Origin of the sequence: Streptomyces sp. NPDC004667, from assembly GCF_040609475.1 — a bacterium.
Taxonomy (GTDB): Bacteria; Actinomycetota; Actinomycetes; order Streptomycetales; family Streptomycetaceae; genus Streptomyces.
In genome coordinates, this window is sequence record NZ_JBEXKC010000009.1 from 93857 (window position 1) to 112643 (window position 18787).

18 protein-coding genes are annotated in these 18787 nt (G+C 75.1%); 9 read left to right on the top strand and 9 right to left on the bottom strand.

Going from position 1 to position 18787, the window contains the following annotated elements; all coding sequences use genetic code 11:
- The first annotated feature begins 28 nt into the window (after window positions 1-28).
- On the top strand, window positions 29-1078 hold the full coding sequence (locus ABZW32_RS07555; RefSeq protein WP_356212546.1) for a zinc-dependent alcohol dehydrogenase family protein: 1050 nt from the start codon (window positions 29-31) through the stop codon (window positions 1076-1078).
- An 85-nt stretch (window positions 1079-1163) separates the two neighbouring features.
- Here ABZW32_RS07555 and ABZW32_RS07560 read toward each other — a convergent pair whose 3' ends face one another.
- Window positions 1164-2228 (bottom strand): DUF2330 domain-containing protein, encoded by a 1065-nt coding sequence (locus ABZW32_RS07560; RefSeq protein WP_356212549.1) that lies wholly within the window; start codon window positions 2226-2228, stop codon window positions 1164-1166.
- Between the two features lie 177 nt (window positions 2229-2405).
- Between ABZW32_RS07560 and ABZW32_RS07565 the strand changes: the two genes are divergently transcribed.
- On the top strand, window positions 2406-3509 hold the full coding sequence (locus ABZW32_RS07565) for a TauD/TfdA family dioxygenase (RefSeq protein WP_356212552.1): 1104 nt from the start codon (window positions 2406-2408) through the stop codon (window positions 3507-3509).
- Window positions 3506-4153, top strand: a complete 648-nt coding sequence (locus ABZW32_RS07570; RefSeq protein WP_356212555.1) for a phosphonate degradation HD-domain oxygenase — start codon at window positions 3506-3508, stop codon at window positions 4151-4153. Before ABZW32_RS07565 ends, ABZW32_RS07570 begins: the two co-directional genes overlap by 4 nt.
- Window positions 4154-4161: 8 nt before the next feature.
- On the opposite strand, the gene ABZW32_RS07575 is transcribed toward ABZW32_RS07570, so the two are convergent.
- On the bottom strand, window positions 4162-4956 hold the full coding sequence (locus tag ABZW32_RS07575; RefSeq protein WP_356212558.1) for a GntR family transcriptional regulator: 795 nt from the start codon (window positions 4954-4956) through the stop codon (window positions 4162-4164).
- Between the two features lie 94 nt (window positions 4957-5050).
- On the opposite strand from ABZW32_RS07575, the gene ABZW32_RS07580 reads away from it, so the two are divergent.
- Window positions 5051-5530 (top strand): hypothetical protein, encoded by a 480-nt coding sequence (locus ABZW32_RS07580; RefSeq protein WP_356212561.1) that lies wholly within the window; start codon window positions 5051-5053, stop codon window positions 5528-5530.
- On the opposite strand, the gene ABZW32_RS07585 is transcribed toward ABZW32_RS07580, so the two are convergent.
- Genes ABZW32_RS07585 through ABZW32_RS07605 form a run of 5 tightly spaced genes read right to left on the bottom strand, consistent with a single transcriptional unit; the run spans window position 5488 to window position 10274 of the window.
- On the bottom strand, window positions 5488-6192 hold the full coding sequence (locus ABZW32_RS07585; protein WP_356212564.1) for an HAD family phosphatase: 705 nt from the start codon (window positions 6190-6192) through the stop codon (window positions 5488-5490). The two genes, ABZW32_RS07580 and ABZW32_RS07585, sit on opposite strands and share 43 nt — an antisense overlap.
- Entirely contained in the window at window positions 6189-7283 is a 1095-nt protein-coding gene (locus ABZW32_RS07590; protein ID WP_356212567.1) for an ABC transporter ATP-binding protein, read from the bottom strand. The genes ABZW32_RS07585 and ABZW32_RS07590 overlap by 4 nt, the downstream gene beginning before the upstream one ends.
- A 5-nt stretch (window positions 7284-7288) precedes the next feature.
- A complete protein-coding gene (locus ABZW32_RS07595) occupies window positions 7289-8203 on the bottom strand; it encodes an ABC transporter permease subunit (protein ID WP_356212569.1) in 915 nt (304 codons plus the stop codon).
- A complete protein-coding gene (locus tag ABZW32_RS07600) occupies window positions 8191-9099 on the bottom strand; it encodes an ABC transporter permease subunit (protein WP_356212572.1) in 909 nt (302 codons plus the stop codon). Before ABZW32_RS07600 ends, ABZW32_RS07595 begins: the two co-directional genes overlap by 13 nt.
- Window positions 9099-10274 (bottom strand): extracellular solute-binding protein, encoded by a 1176-nt coding sequence (locus ABZW32_RS07605; protein WP_356212574.1) that lies wholly within the window; start codon window positions 10272-10274, stop codon window positions 9099-9101. The genes ABZW32_RS07600 and ABZW32_RS07605 overlap by 1 nt, the downstream gene beginning before the upstream one ends.
- A gap of 231 nt (window positions 10275-10505) precedes the next feature.
- Between ABZW32_RS07605 and ABZW32_RS07610 the strand changes: the two genes are divergently transcribed.
- From ABZW32_RS07610 to ABZW32_RS07620, 3 genes are all read left to right on the top strand, one after another.
- Window positions 10506-11258, top strand: coding sequence for a GntR family transcriptional regulator (locus tag ABZW32_RS07610; RefSeq protein WP_356212577.1), 753 nt, complete (start codon window positions 10506-10508; stop codon window positions 11256-11258).
- A gap of 162 nt (window positions 11259-11420) precedes the next feature.
- Window positions 11421-12416, top strand: coding sequence for a LysR family transcriptional regulator (locus tag ABZW32_RS07615; RefSeq protein WP_356212580.1), 996 nt, complete (start codon window positions 11421-11423; stop codon window positions 12414-12416).
- Entirely contained in the window at window positions 12413-13930 is a 1518-nt protein-coding gene (locus tag ABZW32_RS07620) for a hypothetical protein (RefSeq protein WP_356212583.1), read from the top strand. Before ABZW32_RS07615 ends, ABZW32_RS07620 begins: the two co-directional genes overlap by 4 nt.
- A 22-nt stretch (window positions 13931-13952) precedes the next feature.
- Here the strand turns inward: ABZW32_RS07620 and ABZW32_RS07625 are convergent, their stop codons facing one another.
- A complete protein-coding gene (locus tag ABZW32_RS07625) occupies window positions 13953-14663 on the bottom strand; it encodes a response regulator transcription factor (RefSeq protein WP_356212586.1) in 711 nt (236 codons plus the stop codon).
- On the bottom strand, window positions 14660-15592 hold the full coding sequence (locus ABZW32_RS07630) for a histidine kinase (RefSeq protein WP_356212589.1): 933 nt from the start codon (window positions 15590-15592) through the stop codon (window positions 14660-14662). The genes ABZW32_RS07625 and ABZW32_RS07630 overlap by 4 nt, the downstream gene beginning before the upstream one ends.
- A 171-nt stretch (window positions 15593-15763) precedes the next feature.
- Here ABZW32_RS07630 and ABZW32_RS07635 point away from each other — a divergent pair, with 171 nt between their 5' ends.
- Window positions 15764-16474: an ABC transporter ATP-binding protein gene (locus tag ABZW32_RS07635; protein WP_356212592.1), complete on the top strand. Its 711-nt coding sequence runs from the start codon at window positions 15764-15766 to the stop codon at window positions 16472-16474.
- Window positions 16471-18777, top strand: coding sequence for an ABC transporter permease (locus tag ABZW32_RS07640; protein WP_356212595.1), 2307 nt, complete (start codon window positions 16471-16473; stop codon window positions 18775-18777). Before ABZW32_RS07635 ends, ABZW32_RS07640 begins: the two co-directional genes overlap by 4 nt.
- The last annotated feature ends 10 nt before the right edge of the window (window positions 18778-18787 follow it).

Sequence of the window (18787 nt, forward strand, 5' to 3'; positions counted from 1 at the left end):
TGAGGGCCGGTCTACGGAAGGACGTCCCATGCGCGCGGTGGTGTTCGAACGGTACGGGGAGCCGGCCGAGGTCCGGAAGGTGCCCGATCCGGCGCCGGCCCCGGGCGGGGTCGTGGTGCGCGTCGAGGCGACGGGGCTGTGCCGCAGCGACTGGCACGGCTGGATGGGCCACGACCCCGGCATCACCCTGCCGCACGTCCCCGGGCACGAACTGGCCGGGGTCGTCGAGGCGGTGGGCACCGGGGTGTCCGCCTGGCGGCCCGGCGACCGGGTGACCGTCCCCTTCGTCTGCGCCTGCGGCACCTGCGCCGACTGCGCGGCCGGCGAGCACCAGGTGTGCGCCCGCCAGACGCAGCCCGGGTTCACGCACTGGGGTTCCTTCGCCGAGTACGTGGCCCTGGACCACGCCGACGTGAACCTGGTGGCGGTGCCCGGGGAGCTTTCGTACGCCACGGCCGCCGCCCTGGGCTGCCGGTTCGCCACCGCGTTCCGGGCGGTGGTCGCGCGGGGCCGGGTGGCGGCGGGCGAGTGGGTGGCCGTCCACGGCTGCGGCGGCGTCGGGCTGTCCGCGGTGATGATCGCGGTGGCCGCGGGCGCGCGGGTCGTCGCCGTCGACACGGCCCCGGCGGCACGGGAACTGGCCCTCTCCTTCGGCGCGGCCCACGCCCTCGATCCCCGGGCCGCCGGGCCCGCGGGCGCGGCCGGGGCCGTACGGGAGCTCACCGGCGGCGGCGCGCACCTCTCCCTGGACGCCCTGGGCTCCCCCGCCACGGCCGCCGCGTCGGTGGCCGGACTGCGCCGGCGCGGGCGGCACGTCCAGGTCGGGCTGCTCCCCGCGGAGTCCGGGCCGGCGGCGCTGCCGATGGACCGGGTCATCGGCTGGGAGCTGGAGGTACTGGGCAGTCACGGGATGGCCGCCCACGCCTACCCGCCGATGCTGGAACTGGTCCGCTCGGGCGCGCTGCGCCCGGACCTGCTGGTGACCCGATCCCTCCCGCTGTCCGGCGCCCCGGCCGCGCTCGCCGCGATGGGCTCGGCGCCCGGGTCGGGGGTGACGGTGATCCTGCCGCAGGAGTGAGTCCCCCGGGGCGGCCGACGGAGCGGGCCCGGCGGCGGGGGCCTCAGGCGGAGCCGGCCCGGCGGGCGTGGCGGCGGTGACGGTGTCAGGCGGAGCCGGCCCGGCGGTGGCGGATCAGGAGCGCCGCGCCCGCGGCCACCGCCAGCAGGGCGCCCGCCACGGCGAGCGGCCAGACCGGGACGCCGCCCACGGTGAGGACCTCGTAGCGGTAGACGGCCCGCTGGTAGGGGGTGTCCTCGGCGGTGGCCCGCAGTTCGTGGTCCCCGTCGATGCGGGACGGGTCCGGGAACCTCTGGTCGATCGCGGTCAGGAACACCGGCTGGTCCCCGGCGAGTTCGGCCAGCGGGCCCTTCGGGGTGATCCGTCCGGCGAAGGTCACCTCGGGGGTGGCCCCGCCGATCGCGGACGCGGGCTCCATCCGGTGGGCGGCCAGCACGAACAGGCCGAGGGACTGCGGGGTCCGGGCCAGCCGGGACAGGCGCATCGGGTAGACGAGGCGGGGGCTGTCGAACCGGATCCGCAGCGGGTCCAGTTCACCGCCGAGGGGCCGGCCCTGGTCGCGGGGGGCGAGGCGGACGGCCACGTACTCCCACTTCTGGTCGACGTACGGCTTCAGTTCGGCCGCGAGCCGGTCGGGCAGCTTGAACCCGTTGGCCTCCAGCCAGGTGCGCAGGGCGTCCGGGTCGGTCGCGGTGAGCCGGGCGACGTCGAAGTCGCCGAGCCGCTCGCGGCCGACCACACCGACCGGGGGGCCCGCGCCGGGCGGTGCGGCGCCGACGAGGCGGTCCCGGTCGCCGGCGAAGGGCCAGTCGGTGTCGCGCGGCCAGAAGTACGTACGGGTGCGGTGCACGGGCCGGATGATTTCGGCCAGCGCGGGGAAGAGCCCGGCGTCACCGAGGCCCACGGTCGCCCGGCCGGGGACCGGCATGATCCAGGCGGCGCGGCGGGCGTCACCGCCGACGGTGAACCGCATCACGATCTCCTCGGCGCGGCCGTCCCAGCGCACCACCGAGGCCTCCCGGTCGACGCCGATCCGGGACGCCTCGTCGGGCACCATCGCCCCGCAGCCGCACGCGTACGCGGGGCTGATCAGCGAGCCCGCCAGGACGGCGAGCAGGGCGAACAGCAGGGCCGGGATCCTTCGCTTCATCCACACGGGTCTCAGACGTAGGTGCCAGGGGTCCGGTTCCGGTCCCTTCCACTCCGGTTCCGGTCCCCTCGCGGACCTTCCGGCCACCTCTGCGCCATCCCCCGGTCATCGGGGGCTGTCAGCATGCCGAACACCCACCCAGAGTTGTACATACAACTTTCGACCCCGGGAGCTCCGATGTCCTCGACGGCGATCAGCGATTCGCCCGCGCCCTGGCTGCGCGACAACTGCCCCTGCGGCGACTGCCGCGATCCGCGCACCGGTCAGAAGCTGTTCCAGATCACCGACCTGCCGCCCCGGCCCGCCGTCGGCTCCGCACGCGAGCTGCCGGGCGACGGCGGGCCGGTGTGGGAGGTGGTGTGGGAGCCCGACGGGCACCGCTCGCGCTACCCGGCCGCCTGGCTCGACGCCCACTGCCCCGGCGGCCCGCGCGGGCCCCGGGGCGACGGCCGGACCGAGGCCGACAAGGAGCTGTGGGCCGCCGCCGACCTGACCGGACGGCTGCCCGGGGCTTCGTGGGACGCCTACATCGGCGACCGGTCGGTACGGATCCGGGCGCTGGAGAGCGTTCGGCGGCTCGGCTTCGTCCTGCTGCGGGACGTGCCCCTGCGGGACCGGATGGTGCTCGACGTCGCGGAGACCTTCGGTTTCGTACGCCGGACGAACTACGGGGAGCTCTTCGAGGTCCGGGTCGAGGCCGACCCGAACAACCTGGCCTTCACCGGGGCGGCGATCGGCCCGCACACCGACAACCCGTACCGGGACCCGGTGCCGACCGTGCAACTGCTGCACTGCCTGCGCAACGAGGCGCTCGGCGGGGACTCCGGGCTGGTGGACGGCTTCCACGCCGCCGCGCTGCTGCGGCAGGAGGCCCCGCGGGCCTTCGACGTGCTGACCCGCGTGCCGGTGGAGTTCGTCTTCGCCGACGCCCGTACCGAACTGCGCGCGCAGCGGCCCCTGATCGACGTGGATCCGCTCGGGCGGATCCGCGAGATCCGGTTCAACAACCGTTCTTTCGGCACCCTCCACGAGAGCGCCCCGGTCCTGGAGGAGTTCTACGCCGCCTACCGGCGCTTCGGCGAACTGCTGCTCCGCCCCGACCTGCGCCTGGACTTCCGCCTCGCGCCCGGGGACTGCCTCATCTTCGACAACACCCGTCTGCTGCACGCCCGTACGGCCTTCGCCGAGAGCGGCGGACGCCACCTCCAGGGGGCGTACGCCGACCTCGACGGACTGGGCTCGGCCCTGGCCGTGCTGCGCCGCGAAGGAGGCGCCGCGTGAACGCCGGAGCCCGCACACCGGACCGGGGTACCGGTCCCGAGCCCGAAACCGCTGCCGCCGGCGTTCCCGTCGCCGCTTCCGTCGCCGCTCCCGATCCGCTCGATCTGCTCGCCGCGCTCTTCGCGGGCGAGGGCGCGGCCGAGTACCTCGGCGAAGAGGTCACGCAGGCCGAGCACATGCTCCAGGCCGGCGCCCTCGCCGAGGCGGACGGTGCCCCCGCCCACCTGGTGGCCGCCGCTCTGCTGCACGACATCGGCCACTTCCACGGGACGGTGACCGGCCGCGACCTGATGGAGGAGGGCCTGGACAACCGGCACAGCCACACCGGGGCCGACTGGCTGGCCCGCTGGTTCGGTCCGGAGGTGACCGAGCCGGTACGGCTGCACGTGGCCGCCAAGCGCTACCTGTGCACGGCCGAACCCGGATACTTCGACCTGCTCTCCGAGGCCTCGGTGCACACCCTGCGCGTGCAGGGCGGGCCGATGACGGCGCTCCAGGCCCGCGCCTTCGAGGCGCTGCCCGGGGCCGCCGACGCGGTCGCCGTGCGCCGGTGGGACGAACGGGCCAAGGACCCGCTGGGGGTGACCCCGGACTTCGCGCACTTCAGGCCGCTGCTGGCGGGGCTGCTCCGCACCCGCGGCTGAGCCCCGGCTCACGGCCGCAGCCGGCGCCCCAGGGCACTGGTCGCCGTCGAGTGCGCCGTGAAGGCCACCGTCCCCGGCAGGTACCGGTCCTGCGACCACTCGACCGGGGTGCCTGCCGGGTCGGTGGACCGCCGCCGCTCCCGCAGCAGCGCCTCACCGGCCCGGCAGCCCAGCAGCCGCGCGTCGTCGTCGTCGGCGGGGGCGATGTCGATGGTGTGGTGGGCGTCGGTGAAGAGGACCCCGTGCCGGGCGAGTTGCTCCGAGTAGGAGACGGTGTCCAGGGGCATCCCCGCCACCAGGGCGCCGACCGCCCGCGGGTAGGTCGTCCGCTCCACCATCACCGGTTCGCCCGCCAGGGTGCGCAGCCGCAGCACCCGGTACACCGGGTCGCCCACGGCGATCCGCAGCTGCTCCGCCTCCTCCCCGTCCGCCGTGCCCGGGTCCACGGCGACGGTCCGCCCGCCCGGCTCCTGCCCCAGCGAGCGCGCCCAGCGGGTGAAGCTGCGCAGCTCGGTGGCGGCGTTCTCCTCCCCCGGCCCGCCGAGCACCACGCGGCGGGTGCCGCGGCGGGAGGTGATCAGGCCGTCGGTGCGCAGCGCGGCGAGGGCCTGGCGTACGGTGCCCCGGGAGACGGCGTAGCGGCGGGCGAGTTCGTCCTCGGCGGGGAGCCGGGCCCCCGATCCGTACGCGCCGGCGGTGATGGCCCCGCGCAGGTCCTCGGCGACCTTCAGGTAGAGGGGGGTCCGGGCGGGGGCCCTGCGGGGTTCCCGGGGTGTGTCTGCTGCCTGCGGTGCCTCGTTCACGGGCCCCAGACTGCCATGCGGACCGTGGCCGCGGCGGCCCCGCTCGACCCGGTCCCCGCTCCCTCCCATACTGGGGCCTCGTGAAAGGAGCCTCATGAGAGGGAAGGACAAGCCGCGCAGCAGCCCGCTGGTGCCGGACGGTGTGCGGGCCGAGCTCGCACGGCAGGACTGGGCGTCCGTGACCTGCGGCTGCGGCCGCTCGGCGGAACACCTGGAGGACGCCCTGTGGGACGCGGCCGAGGGACATCCGGCGGCGTACCACGCGTTGCAGGGACACGTCTTCACCGGGACCAGGCTGTGGCCCCCGGCGCCGGCCGCCTGCGCGGTGCTGATGGCCGTGTGGTCGGCCGGCCCGCCCCGGCTGACGACCCGCGAGGCGCTGCTGTGGACCCTGCTGTCCCTGCTGAGCGCCGAGGACGACGGGGAGGCGTACGGGGCGGGCCTGTACGGACAGGTCGCGGCCCACGTGCGGACCGGCCTGCCGCTGCTGGTCGGCGTGCTGGAGACCGGGCAGGGGTCGGTCTCCGGGGCCTACGCCGAGGGCATCCTGGAGCTGCTCGTCCTGTCGGCCTGAGCCGCGGGCCCGGCTCCGGTCAGGCCGCGCAGGAGCTCCGGGGTGACCTCCTCCAGGGAGGCCGCGAAGGTGCGCAGCGCCGAGGGCGGTACGTCCAGCAGCGAGGGCACCACCAGCAGCGCGCAGCCGGCGGCCTCGGCGGAGGCCGCGCCGTCCGGGGAGTCCTCCACGGCCACGCAGCTCGCGGGCGCGAGGCCCAGGCGGGCGGCGGCGGCGCGGTAGGGCTCGGGGTGCGGCTTGGTCCGTACGGTGTCGTCGGCGGAGAGCGTGAAGGCGAACGGGACGTGGGCGAGCGCGCCCCCGACCACCTCGTCCACGACCACCCGCGGCGACGCGCTCACCAGCGCGAAGGGGATCCCCTCCGCCTCCAGGGCGGTCAGCAGCCGCTGGGCGCCGGGGCGCAGGGGCGCCCCGGCGGCGACCCGGCGGAAGAAGCCCTCGGTGAGTTCGGCGGCGACCTCCGCCGGCTCCCCGCGCCCCGCCACCCGTACGAGGTGGGCGGCGGTGTCGGGGACGGCCCGGCCGACGACCTCGGGGGCGTCGGCGGGCCCGAGGCGGTGTCCGAGCCGCTCGGCGGTCCGCTCCGTGGTCTGCCACCACAGCACCTCGGTGTCGACGAGGGTGCCGTCCATGTCGAAGAGCACGGCGGCGGGTGCGTTCACGCGGTCCTCGCCACGACGAGCACGGGCCGTTCGGCCGGTCCCACGACGGCCCGCGCGCCCGGGGCCAGGTCCCCGGCGTCGCGCGACGGCAGGTCGGCCTTGACCCGGGTGCCGTCGGCGAGGTCGAGGTGCAGGCGGGTGACGGCGCCGAAGAAGGAGGCGGACGCGACGGTGGCGCCGCCCTCGGGGTCGGCGGTCACGGTGAGGTTCTCGGGGCGGACCAGCACCTCCACGTCCGCGGTGGCCGGGACGGGGCCGTCGACGGGCAGCCGGATGCCGGCGACCTCCACGAGGCCGGTGTCGGTGAGGCGTCCGGGGAGCCGGTTCATGGTGCCGACGAACTCGGCGACGAAGGGGGTCGCGGGGCGTTCGTACAGCTCGGCGGGGGCGGCGCACTGCTCCAGGCGGCCCGCGTTGAGCACGGCGACCCGGTCGGCCATGGACAGGGCCTCCTCCTGGTCGTGGGTGACGAACACGGTGGTGATGCCGAGGTCGAGCTGCAGGCGGCGGATCTCCTCGCGCAGGTTGGCCCGTACCTTGGCGTCCAGGGCGGAGAGCGGCTCGTCCAGGAGGAGCACGCGGGGGCGCAGGGCGAGGGCGCGGGCGAGGGCGACGCGCTGCTGCTGGCCGCCGGACATCTGGTGCGGGTAGCGGTCGCCGTGGTCGGGCAGGCCCACCAGGTCGAGGAGTTCGGCGGCGCGCTCGCGGCGCTGCGCGGCGGGCACCTTGCGCACGCGCAGGCCGAAGGCCACGTTGTCGCGGGCGCTGAGGTTGGGGAAGAGGCTGTACGACTGGAAGACCATGCCGGCGTCGCGGCGGTTGGCCGGGACCCGGGTGATGTCCTCGCCGTCGACGAGGACTTCGCCGGCGTCGGGCGTCTCGAAGCCCGCGAGGACGCGCAGCGCGGTGGTCTTGCCGCAGCCCGAGGGGCCGAGCAGGGCGAGGAGTTCGCCGGGTTCGACGGTGAGGTCGAGGCCGTCGAGTGCGACGGTGGAGCCGAACGCCCGGCGCAGGCCGCGGAATTCGACGCGGGCACCCGCCGGGGCGGCGGGGCCGGCCGGCTTCCGCGGCGCGGTGAGGGTCGTGGACATGGGGGTCAGGACTCCTTGCGGGAGGTGGCGGGGGCGGCGGAGACCGAGGAGGGGTTCGTGCCGGCCCGCGAGAGGACGAGCAGCAGCAGCCAGGTGATGAGGAGGCTGAGGATGGAGACGGCCACCGACATCCGGGCCTGGGCGCCGGAGATGGAGACGATCCACACGGCGAAGGGCTGGAAGCCGAGGAGCGAGGCGATCGTGAACTCGCCGAGGACCAGGGCCAGGGTGAGGAAGGCGGCTCCCGCGAGCGAGGCCCGCAGGTTGGGCAGCAGGACGCGCAGGACCACGTGCGGCCAGCTCGCGCCGCAGCTGCGGGCGGCCTCGACCAGGGTGGGGACGTCGACGGCGCGCAGGCCCGCGTCGAGCGAGCGGTAGACGAAGGGCAGGGCCAGCACCGTGTACGCGAGGACCAGGACGACGGGGAAGTCCGGGTTCTGGACGGCGAGGAAAGTCTGGTACAGCGGGGTCCGCGAGAGGTGCTCGGGCCCCCAGCGCAGCACCGTGGTGATGCCGGTGACCAGGGCGATGGGCGGTACGACCAGGGGCAGCATGCACATCACCTCCACCACGGGGCGCAGTCTCGGCGAGCCGATCCGTACGGCGACCAGCGCGGGCACCGCCAGCAGCAGGGACAGCGCGATGGTGGCGGCGGCCAGGCCGAGCGAGAGGAGCAGGCTCCGCGTGAAGCCCTCGGCGCCCAGCAGTTCGGTGTAGGCCTCGAAGGTGAGGCCCTGGCCGGGCACGTGCACGGTGAACACGAAGGAGGCGGCGAGCGGGAGCAGGAAGTAGGCGCCCGCGAGTGCGAGGACGGCTCCGCGCCAGACGCGGGGCCGCGGGCGGCGGGCCCGCGCGGGGGCGGCGCCGCCGGCCGCTTCGGCACGGTCCGCCCGGGGGGCGGTCGGGGTCATCGCAGCCATCGGGCGCTCCGTCGCTGGAGGGGCAGGTAGACCGCCATGACCAGGCCGGCGATCAGGATCATGTCGAGGCCGAGGGCGAGCGCCACGTTCTCCTGGCCGGTGAGCACGTTGCCGGAGAGGGCGTCGGCGATCTTCAGCGTGACCAGCGGTACGGAGCCGCCGACGAGGGCCGCGGCCGTGGCGTGCGCGGCGAAGGCGGTGCCGAAGAGCAGGACGAACCCGCCGAGCAGGGAGGGCGCCAGCACGGGCAGGCCGACGTGGCGCCAGAACTGCCGTCCGGTGGCCCCGTTGTTCTGGGCGGCCTCGCGCCACTGGGGACGGAGCCCGTCCAGGGCGGGCACGATCACCAGGACCATCAGGGGGGTGAGGAAGTACAGGTAGACCACGGCGAGGCCGGTGAAGGAGTACAGGTCCCAGCCGAGGTCGGTGAGGTCCGCGAGCTGGGTGACGACTCCGGAGATCCCGGCGGTGGCGATGAACGCGAAGGCGAGCGGCACCCCGCCGAAGTTGGCGAGGACGCCCGAGGCGGTCAGGGCCGCGGAGCGCAGGGCGGTGGAGCGGGAGGTGACCAGGGCCTGGGCGATCAGGACGCCGAGGACTCCGCCGAGCAGTGCGGTCAGGGCGGAGAGCTCGACGCTGCCGATGAGGGAGTCGAGGTAGGGGCCCTGGAGGGAGCGGGCGAGGTGCTCGCCGGTGAGGCCGGTGGCGCCGGTGACCGGGTCGGTGCGGGTGACGGCGCCGAAGGCGATGGCGCCGAGCGGCAGGCCGAAGCAGAGCCCGGTGAAGGCGATGAGGGGGAGGGCGGCGAGCCAGGTGCGCGGGCCGCGCCGCCGGCGGCGGAGGGTGGTGCCGCCGGCGGTCCCCGTCGTGGGGGAGGTGGGGGTGGGTGCGGACATCAGCTGAGGGCCTTGTCCCACTTCTCGGCGAGGGTGGCCTTGGCCTTGTCGAGCTCGGTGGAGGCCGGGAAGTTCGGGGTGCCCTGGACCTGCGGGAGCTTGGTGACGGCGTCCTTGTCGGCGGTGCCGTCGGCGGCCATCACGGGGAGCAGCACGGGGCGGGCGTGGCCCTTGAGCCAGATGTTCTGGCCCTCGGCGCTGTAGAGGAACTCCATCCACAGGCGGGCGGCCGCCGGGTTGGGGGCGTCCTTGTTGATGGCCTGGGAGTAGTACTGGGCGTAGACGCCGTCGGAGGGGACGGAGACCTTCCAGTCGACGCCCTTGCCCTTGAACTGCTCGGCGTAGCCGGCGTTCAGGTAGTCCCAGTCGATCGAGATGGGGGTCTCGCCCTTCTCGACGGTGGCCGGGGTGGACTCGACGGGGATGAAGTTGCCGCTCTTGCGCAGCTGTCCGAAGAAGTCGATGCCGGGCTGGATGTCGGCGAAGGAGCCCTTGTTGGCGAGGGCGGCCGCGTAGACGCCGCCGAAGGCGGAGCCGGACTTGGTCGGGTTGCCGTTGAGGGCGACCTTGCCCTTGTACTCGGGCTTGAGGAGGTCGGCGAAGGTCTGCGGGCAGTTGGGGATCTTCGCGGCGTCGCAGCCGATGGAGACGTAGCCGCCGTAGTCGTTGTACCAGCGGGCGTCGGCGTCCTTCTGGGAGCCGGCGATCTTGTCCCAGGCGGTGACCTTGTAGGACGCGAAGAGGTTCTCGGCGGCGCCGCTGCGGGCGAAGGCGATGCCGAGGTCGAGGACGTCGGGGGCGCGCTTCTGGCCCTTGCGGGACTTGACCGCGGCGATCTCGTCGGCGCTGGTGGCGTCCGGGTTCTCGCTGCCGACCTTGATCTTGGGGTACTTCGCCTGGAAGGCCTTGATCATTTCGCCGTAGTTCGCCCAGTCCGGCGGCAGGGCGATCACGTTGAGCTGGCCCTCCTTCTCGGCGGCGGCCACCAGGGCATCCATGCCGCCGAGGTCGGCCGCCGAGGTCGCGGCGCCCGGCTGGGTCTTGCCCTTGGCGTCGCCGGAGGCGGCGCCGCCGGGCTGCTGCGGGTCGGGCGCTGCGCCGCACGCGCTGAGCGTGGTCAGGACGGCGGCGCTGAGCAGTACGGCCGCGCCACGACGGGCGGTGGAACTGAGCACGGTCTCTCCCGGAGACGAAGGGGGCTGCACTTGTCAGATCACTTGTCTGAACAAGTTGGCTCCAGTTCGCCCGTGCTCGCTGTACGGACGGTGAACGGCGGCTGGACCGCGGAGCACGGCTCGACGAAGAGACGAGAATGACCGAAAGGAGTCGTGACAGATCCGCCCGGATGCTCATCGATGATGATCAAGACCTTGAGGTCGCAGAGCACCGCAACGAGGGGGAACGGCATGGGAACGGCCCGGTATCTGGAGATCGCCGACGAGTTGCGCCGGGCGATCCTGTCCGGCGCCCACCCGGTGGGGGGCCGGCTGCCCTCGGAGAGCGACCTCGCCACCCGCTGGTCGGTCTCGCGCGGAACCGTCCGCCAGGCCGTCGCCACCCTCGCCGCCGAGGGGCTCATCGGCTCCAGCCAGGGCGCGCGCAGGATCGTCCTGCGTCACGAACGACGGCACAGTTTCGGCGAGTTGAACAGTTTCGCGCAATGGGCCGAGGGGGTCGGCCACGAGGTGCGCAGCCGCTTCCTGTCCCGCACCCGGCGGCCCGCCACCGCCGAGGAGGCGGAGCGGCTCGCCCTGCCCGCGGGTACGGAGATCCTGGCCGTACTGCGGCTGCGGACGCTCGACGGCGAGCCGACGATGGTGGAGCGGACCGCCTACGCCGACTGGGTCGCGGCGGCCGTGGAGGCGCTGCCGGAGGACTGCCGCTCGGTGATGGACAGCCTCGCCGCGGACTCCGGGATCGTGGCCCACTACGGGGAACACCTCATCGACGCCCTCCCGGCGGGCAGCGAGGACGCCCGGCTGCTGGAGATCCGGCGGGGAGGTCCGCTCCTGCGCCAGCGACACACTTCGGCCACCCGCACGGGTCGCCCGATCGAATGGTCCGACGACCGCTACCGGGCCGGCAGCGTCACCTTCAGTGTGAGCAACTCGGCGGTAGCCACACCGCTGGAGCGGCATCCGGGGGGTGGCGAACGCTGAGGCGGGGGCGGCGCGTCGGCCCCCGTGTCGCGGACGGTGAGCGCACGGACCCCGGCGCGGGGCGGTGTGACCGGGTGCCCGGAATATCGATCACGCTGTCGACTCCGCCGCTGTAGTGTCCCCGGGGACCGGTCCGCTGCCGAACCAGCATGAGGGAAAACCTTGATCGACGTGCACCGGCTGCGCATCCTGCGCGCCGTGGCCGAGCACGGGAGCTTCAACCGCGCGGCGACCGCACTGCGGCTGACCCCTTCGGCCGTCTCCCAGCACATCGCCGCCCTGGAGCGCGGCATCGGCCACCCGGTGGCGCACCGCAGCACGCGCGGAGTCGCGCTCACCGAGGCCGGACGGCTGCTGGTGGAGACGGCCGAGACGGTCACCGCCGAGCTGGACCTCGTCCGGTCGCGGATCGACCGGCTGACGGCCGACCGGGCCCGCCTCACGGTGGCCACCTTCACCAGCGGCGGCCGGCACCTGCTGCCGCGGGCGCTCGCCGCCTTCGTGGCCGTGCGTCCCGAGGTCGAACTGACCGTGGTGGAGGCCGAACCGGAGGTCTCGCTGGCGATGGTGCGGTCCGGGGCGGCGGACCTCTCGCTGGCCTACCACTTCGACGGTCCCCTGCCGGCCGGCGGCGCCGGGCCGGCCGGTCCGGCCTGGCTGCCCCTGATGGAGGACCCGCTGTACGCGGTCCTGCCGCCCGGCCACAGGCTGGCGGAGCGGGAGGTGCTGGAGCCCGCGGAACTGGCCGGCGACCGGTGGGTGCTCGGCTGTCTGAAGACGGAGGCCTTCCTGCGCCGGTACGCGGACCGCGCCGGGTTCGAGCCCCGCATCGCCGCGTCGACCACCGACTACTTCTTCGCCCAGACCCTGGTCGGGGCGGGCGTCGGGGTCTCCCTGATCCCCCGCATCGCGCTGGCCCCGGCCGCCGGATCGGCCCCGGTGGCCCTCGCGTCACCGCGCCCGGCCCGCCACATCGGCGTGGCGACCCCGCGCCGCACCCCGCTCGACCCGCTCGCCGCCGCGCTGCGGGACGCCCTGCGCGAAGCGGCGGCGGCCGACGCGGGCGCGGGCGCGGGCGACGCGGGCACGACCACGGGGGCGGGCACCGGTACGCGCCCCGGCACCGGCACCGGCTCCGGCGTGGAGGTGGGGCCGTGAGCCACCTCGTACAGGGGCTCGCCGCCAATCCGGCGCTGCCGCCCCCGTTCGTCGCCCGGCTGGTCGCCCACGCCGTCGGGAAGGACGCCGAAGAGGGCTACTGGGTGGCCTCCGTACTCATCGACCGCACCGACCTGAGCCGTGAGCAGGCCCTGACCCTGGTCGCCCACGAGGAGGTCCGGGCCGTCGGCCCGGTCCGCCGGGGGCTGCTGCGCGCCGACGACATCGATCCGCGGGCCCGGCCGGACGCCGCCCTCGCCCTGCTCGATGAGGGCCTGGGCCTGCCGCACTGGCCCGGTCTCCTCGTCACGGACCCGGACCCCGGCCGCCGGGACAAGCTGGCCTCCTGCCCCGGCCTGCCCCCGGAGGTGGCCGCCCGACTGGCCGCCGACCACCAGCTCGACGTGGTGACCTCCCTGGCGGCGTACGGGACCCCGGACCCGGCCACGGCGGCCCTGCTGGCCGCGCATCCGCACGCCGAGGTGCGCCTGTTCACCGCCTTCAACGAGGCCGTGCCCCCGGCGGTGCTGTCCGCCCTGCTCACCGGTGAGGGGCTGCCCCCGGCCGCCGAGTGCACCGTCTGCGAGAAGGACCCGGAGCTGCGCTGGTACGCCCCGTACGTGCGCGGGGGCGCCGACTGCGACGGCTCCCACCGGTCCACGGTCCGGGCGACGCGGCGGGCCGCCCTGGAGAACCCCTCGACCCCGGCCGGCGACGTGGCCCGGTTCGCCGGTGACCCCTCGATGCTGCTGCGGGAGCCCGTGGCCGCTCGGGCCGGTCTGCCGGACGCGGTGTACGCCGGGCTCGCCCGCGACCCGGTGCCCGGTGTCCTGTGGGCCCTGGCCGGCAATCCCGGGACCGGTGAGGCGGTGATCCGCGAACTCGCCGCCGGGCGGGACCCGGAGGTCTTGGCCCGCCTGATCCGCCACCCCCGCCTGCCCCTTGACGTACTGGCCGGGTTGGCCGCCCGGGCGCGGGCCGGCCGGGAGACGCTGCCCCGGATCGCCGCCGCCACGGCGGCCGAGGTCGACGAGCTGGCGGCCTCGCCCGAGGCGGGCGTACGGGCGCTCGTGGCGCGGCGGCGCGATCTGCCGCCCGCGGTCCGCGACGCCCTCGCCGCCGATCCGGACGCGAAGGTGGTCAAGGCCGTCGCCTCCCACCCGGGCCTGGGCGAGCACCGGCTGCGCGCGATGGCGGCGCGGCACGGCGTGCACGTCCTGGCGCAGGTCGCCGCCAATCCGGACGCGCCGGGCGCCCTGCTGGAGGAGCTGGTCCGCCACGATCCGCCGGTGCTGGGGGTACTGCGGGCCGTCGCCCGGCACCCGAACGCCACGGGTCCCGCGCTGCTGGGCTGCCTGGCCGACGTCAGGTCCCGCCGGCACGTCGCCGCCCACCCTGCGCTGCCCGCAGGGGAGTTGGCCCGCCTGCTGGACGACCCGGACGGGCAGGTGGTGGAGGCCGCGGCGGCCCACCCGGCCCTCCCGCTCGCGGTGATGCGGGAGTCGATGCCCTGAGCCGGAACCCCGGGCGGAGCCGCTACCCCGGGGTCCCGCCGGCCGATCCCGGGGTGACCAGCCCCGTCTCGTAGGCCAGGACCACGGCCTGGGCCCGGTCCCGCAGGCCGAGTTTGGCGAAGATCCGTGCCACGTGGGTCTTCACGGTGGCCTCGCTGAGCGTCAGTTCCCCGGCCAGTTCGGCGTTGGAGCGCCCGTGGCCCATCAGGGTCAGTACCTCCCGCTCGCGCGGGGTCAGCGCGGCCAGGTCCCGGTGCGGCGCCGGGACCCCGGCCGAGGCGTTCGCGGACGGGCCGGGGGCCGGGGCGCACCGCTCGACCAGGCGGCGGGTGATGGACGGCGCGAGCAGGGCGTCGCCGGTCCCCACCAGCCGTACGGCGGCCGCCAGGTGTTCGGGGGTGACGTCCTTGAGCAGGAACCCGCTGGCCCCGGCCGCGAGGGCGGCGTAGACGTACTGGTCGAGGTCGAAGGTGGTCAGCATGATGACGCGAGCGCCGGGAAGTTCGGCCATGATCCGGCGGGCGGCTTCCAGGCCGTCCATGCGCGGCATCCGGATGTCGAGCAGGACCACGTCGGGGCGCAGGCTCCGTGCCATCGACACCGCCTCGACCCCGTCCGCGGCCACACCGGCCACCTCGATCCCCCGGGCCGTCAGGATCAGTTGGAAGCCGGTGCGCACGAGCTCCTGGTCGTCGGCGATCAGCACCCGGGGTCCGGGTGCGGCCGCCGTCACGGCCGGTCCAGGGGAAGGCGCGCGCGGACCCGGAACCCGCCGCCGAGGCGGCGGCGGGCGTCGAGGTCGCCCCCGTAGACGGCGACGCGCTCCCGAAGGCCCAGGAGCCCCCGACCGGTCCCCTCGGCCTTCGGCCGCCCCCCGCCGCGCCCCGCCGCGCGGGCCCCGCCGCCGTCCGCGCCCGCGTCGGCGCTCAGCACGCTCGGGCCGCCGCTGAGCACCTCCACCCGCAAGGCGCTGTCCGTATATCGCACCGTCACTTCGGCCTTCACCCCGTCCCCGTGTTTGAGCGCGTTGGTCAGCGCTTCCTGGATGATCCGGTACGCGGTCACGTCGATCCCCGCCGGGAGGGGCCGCGGCTCGCCGGAGATCCGTACGTCCACCGGCAGCCCGGCGAAAGCGATCTTGTCGACGAGCGGGCTCAGCCGGCTCAGGCTCGGTTGCGGGGTCAGCTCGGCGGCGCCCCCGTAGGGCTCGTCCTCACCGTTCTGGGCGGGGGCGAGCAGGCCCAGGAGGTGGCGCAGCTCGGTCATGGTGTTCCGGCCGGCGTTCTCCACCGCGCTCATCGCGGCCGCGGCCTCCCGCGGCATGGTCGCGAGCACCTCTCGGGCCGCCCCGGCCTGCACGATCATCAGGCTCACGTTGTGGCTGACGATGTCGTGGAGTTCGGCGGCGATCCTGGCCCGTTCCGCGTCGACCGCCGCGCGGGCGGCGCTCTCGCGCTCCCGCTCCAGCAGCCAGCCGTGCTCCCCCCGGGCCGCCCGGTGCTCACGCCGGGTCCGCGCCAGCGCGACCCCCAGGCAGAGCGCCACCACGGCCGCCGCGCCCGCCGACGCCAGCGCGCCCCCCGTCAGCCAGCCCACCGCAACCGCCCCCGTCCGCCCGCACATCCGGCCCGTCCCCCACGGACCGCCCAGTACTCTAACCACGCCCTCCCCTGACCCGATGCCGGTTTCCGCCGGTACGGGCCCCGTCGCGCCGATCCGCCGACCCGTCGGCGAGGGCGGCGGGCGCCCGCGTACATCCGTGGGATGACCCGCCCCACGGGTTACATCGGGTGGGTGACGCCCGGCGCGGGGCCGGCCTTCTAGGTTCGGGGCATGACAAAAGATCATGACAGTGGCCCCGGGGTCGTCGTCCGGCTGGACGGCGTGCACAAGGAGTACGGCGACACGAAGGCCCTCGACGGCCTCTCCCTGGAGATCCGCAAGGGGGAGGCGGTCGCCGTGATGGGGCCCTCGGGCTGCGGCAAGTCGACCCTGCTCAACATGGTGGCCGGCCTGGACCGGCCGACGGCCGGCACGGTCGAGGTGCACGGCCAGGACCTGGGGTCCCTGTCGGAGACCGGTCTGGCGCTGTTCCGCCGCCGCGGCGTGGGCATGATCTTCCAGTTCTTCAACCTCATCGACGACCTGCCCGCCCTCGACAACGTGGCCCTGGCCGCCCAGTTGACCGGCGTCTCCGCCCGTCAGGCCCGCCGCCGGGCCCTGGAACTCCTCGACGAGCTCGGGATCGCCGACCGGCGCGACCATTACCCCGCCACCCTCAGCGGCGGCGAGCGCCAGCGGGTCGCCGTGGCCCGGGCCCTGATGAACCGGCCCGCGCTGCTGCTCGCCGACGAGCCGACCGGCGCCCTCGACAGCCGCTCCGGCGAACAGGTGATGGACCTGCTGATCGACCTCAACCAGATCGGCCAGACCCTGCTGATCGTCACCCACGACCCCCACCTGGCCACCCGCTGCGCGAGCCGCCTGGTCGAGGTCGCCGACGGCCGCGTCGCCCGCGAGAGCGCGCCGGCGGTGACCTGGTGAACGCCGTGTGGCGGGCGGCCCGCGCGGCCGTCCGGCGCCGCCGGGTGCAGACCTTCGTCATCGGGCTGGTCGTCCTGTGCTCCACCACCACCGTGCTGCTCGCCCTCGCCCTGCTCGACGCGGCGTCGGGCCCCTTCGAGAAGGCGCACGCCCGCCAGCGCGGCGCGCACGTGGTGGCGTCCTTCGACACCGGCAGGGTCTCGCCGGAGCAGCTCGCGCGGACCGCGGGCCGACCCGGGGTGGAGGCCGCGGCGGGCCCCTTCGGGCAGGCCGTCGTCAACGTTCCCGACGGCTGGCTCTGGACGGCCGGCGGCACGCTCTCCGTCGTGGGCCGGGCCGATCCGGGGGGCCCGGTGGACCGGATCGAACTCCTCGAAGGGCACTGGGCCACCGCGCCCGGCGAGATCGTCGTCAACTGGCCCTCCCAGGGCTCCCCCGGCCCGGAACTGCTCGGCACCACGCTCGATTCGCCCGGAGGGCCGAAGCTGACCGTCGTCGGTTTCGCCGCCGGCATGAGCAAGTCGGCGAGCGCCTGGGTCACGCCCGGACAGATGGCCGCGATGCACCCCGCTTCCGCGCAGATGCTCTACCGGTTCACCGACGCGTCGAGCGCGAGCAGGCTCGACGCCGCCCTCGCCGAGGTCACCGCGGACCTCCCGGGCGGATCGCTGACCGGCGCGCAGGACTACTTCACCCTGAAGGCGGCCTTCTCGGCGCTGGCCGACTCCTACCTCCCCTTCATCACCTTCTTCGGGGTGCTCGGCCTCCTGGTGTCCTGTCTGATCGTCGGGAACGTCGTCAGCGGGGCCGTCGTCTCCGGCTACCGGCACATCGGCGTGCTCAAGGCCGTGGGCTTCACCCCGAACCAGGTCGTCGGCGTCTACCTGACGATGGTCTGCCTGCCGGCCGCCGTGGGCTGCGTCCTGGGCACCCTCGCCGGCAACGCCCTGGCGGGGCCGATCCTGAAGGTCGCGTTCTCCGGCATCGAGACCGGCCGGGCCTCGGTCGGCGCGTACGGCACGTGGGTGTCCGTCGTCTGCCTGGCGGGCATGCCCGCCCTCGTCCTGCTGACCGCCCTGGCCCCCGCCCTGCGGGCGCACCGGCTGCCCGCCGCACGGGCGATCAGCGCGGCCGGCGCTCCGCGTCCCGGCCGCGGGCGGCGCGTGCAGCGGCTGCTCGGCGGAAGCCGGCTGCCGCGGTCCGTCAGCCTCGGACTGGGGCAGCCGTTCGCCCGGCCCGCGCGCACCCTGCTGACCCTCTCCGCGATCGTGCTCGGCGTCACCACGGTGACCCTGGCGACCGGTCTGACCGGCACGATGCTGGCCTACGAGGACGCCGGCCGGGACGGGGGCACGCGCATCCAGGTGTCGGCGGGCGGTCCGGGCAACGGCCGTACCCCGCCGACGCTCACCGACCCGCAGATCGAGGACCGGCTGCGGGCACTGCCCGGCACGGCCGGGGTACGGGCCCGCGCGCTGTCCCAGGCGCACCTGGCGGGGCAGGCACAGACGGTCTTCGCCGACTTCTACCGCGGGGACGCGTCCCGGGACGCCCACCGGATCGTGCGGGGCCGGGCTCCTGAGGCGGAGGGAGAAGTCGTCGCCGGTCCGGCGTTCCTGACGCAGCTGGGGCTGGCGGTCGGTGATCGGACCGTGCTGGAACTGCACGGCCGCCAGGCCCCGGTGGTCGTCGTGGGAGAGCTGATCGAGGGCAACGCGCAGGCCCTGGAGGCCTCCTGGCCGACCCTCCTGGAGCTCGCACCGGACCTCCGCGCCACCGAGTACACGGTGCGGCTGACCCCGGGGACCGACGCGCGGGCCCAGGCGGAGGCCGTCGAGGCGATCGACCCGGGCCTGCGCGCCCGGGTCCCGGACACCTCCAACGCGGGCACGACGACCGTGGTGACCTTCTCCACGGTGTTCACGGTGCTGCTGACCCTCGTCGCCTCCCTCGGGGTCTTCAACACCGTGCTGCTGAACACCCGCGAGCGCCGCCGGGACCTCGGCATGCTCAAGTCGATCGGGATGACGCCCCGGCAGGTGGTGGTGATGACGGTGACCTCGGTCGCCGGACCGGGCGCGGTCGGCGGGCTGCTCGGGATCCCGCTGGGCATGGTGGCGCACCGGCTGGTCGTGGACCACGTCGGGGTGGTGTCCTTCCCGGAGGCGATGAAGGACGTCTGGCACGCGCCGCAACTGGCCTTCCTGCTGCTGGCGGGCGTGGTGATCGCCGTGCTCGGTGCGCTGGTTCCGGCACGCTCGGCCGCACGGGCGACGATCGCGACGGTCCTGCACACCGAGTAGGTTTTCGACC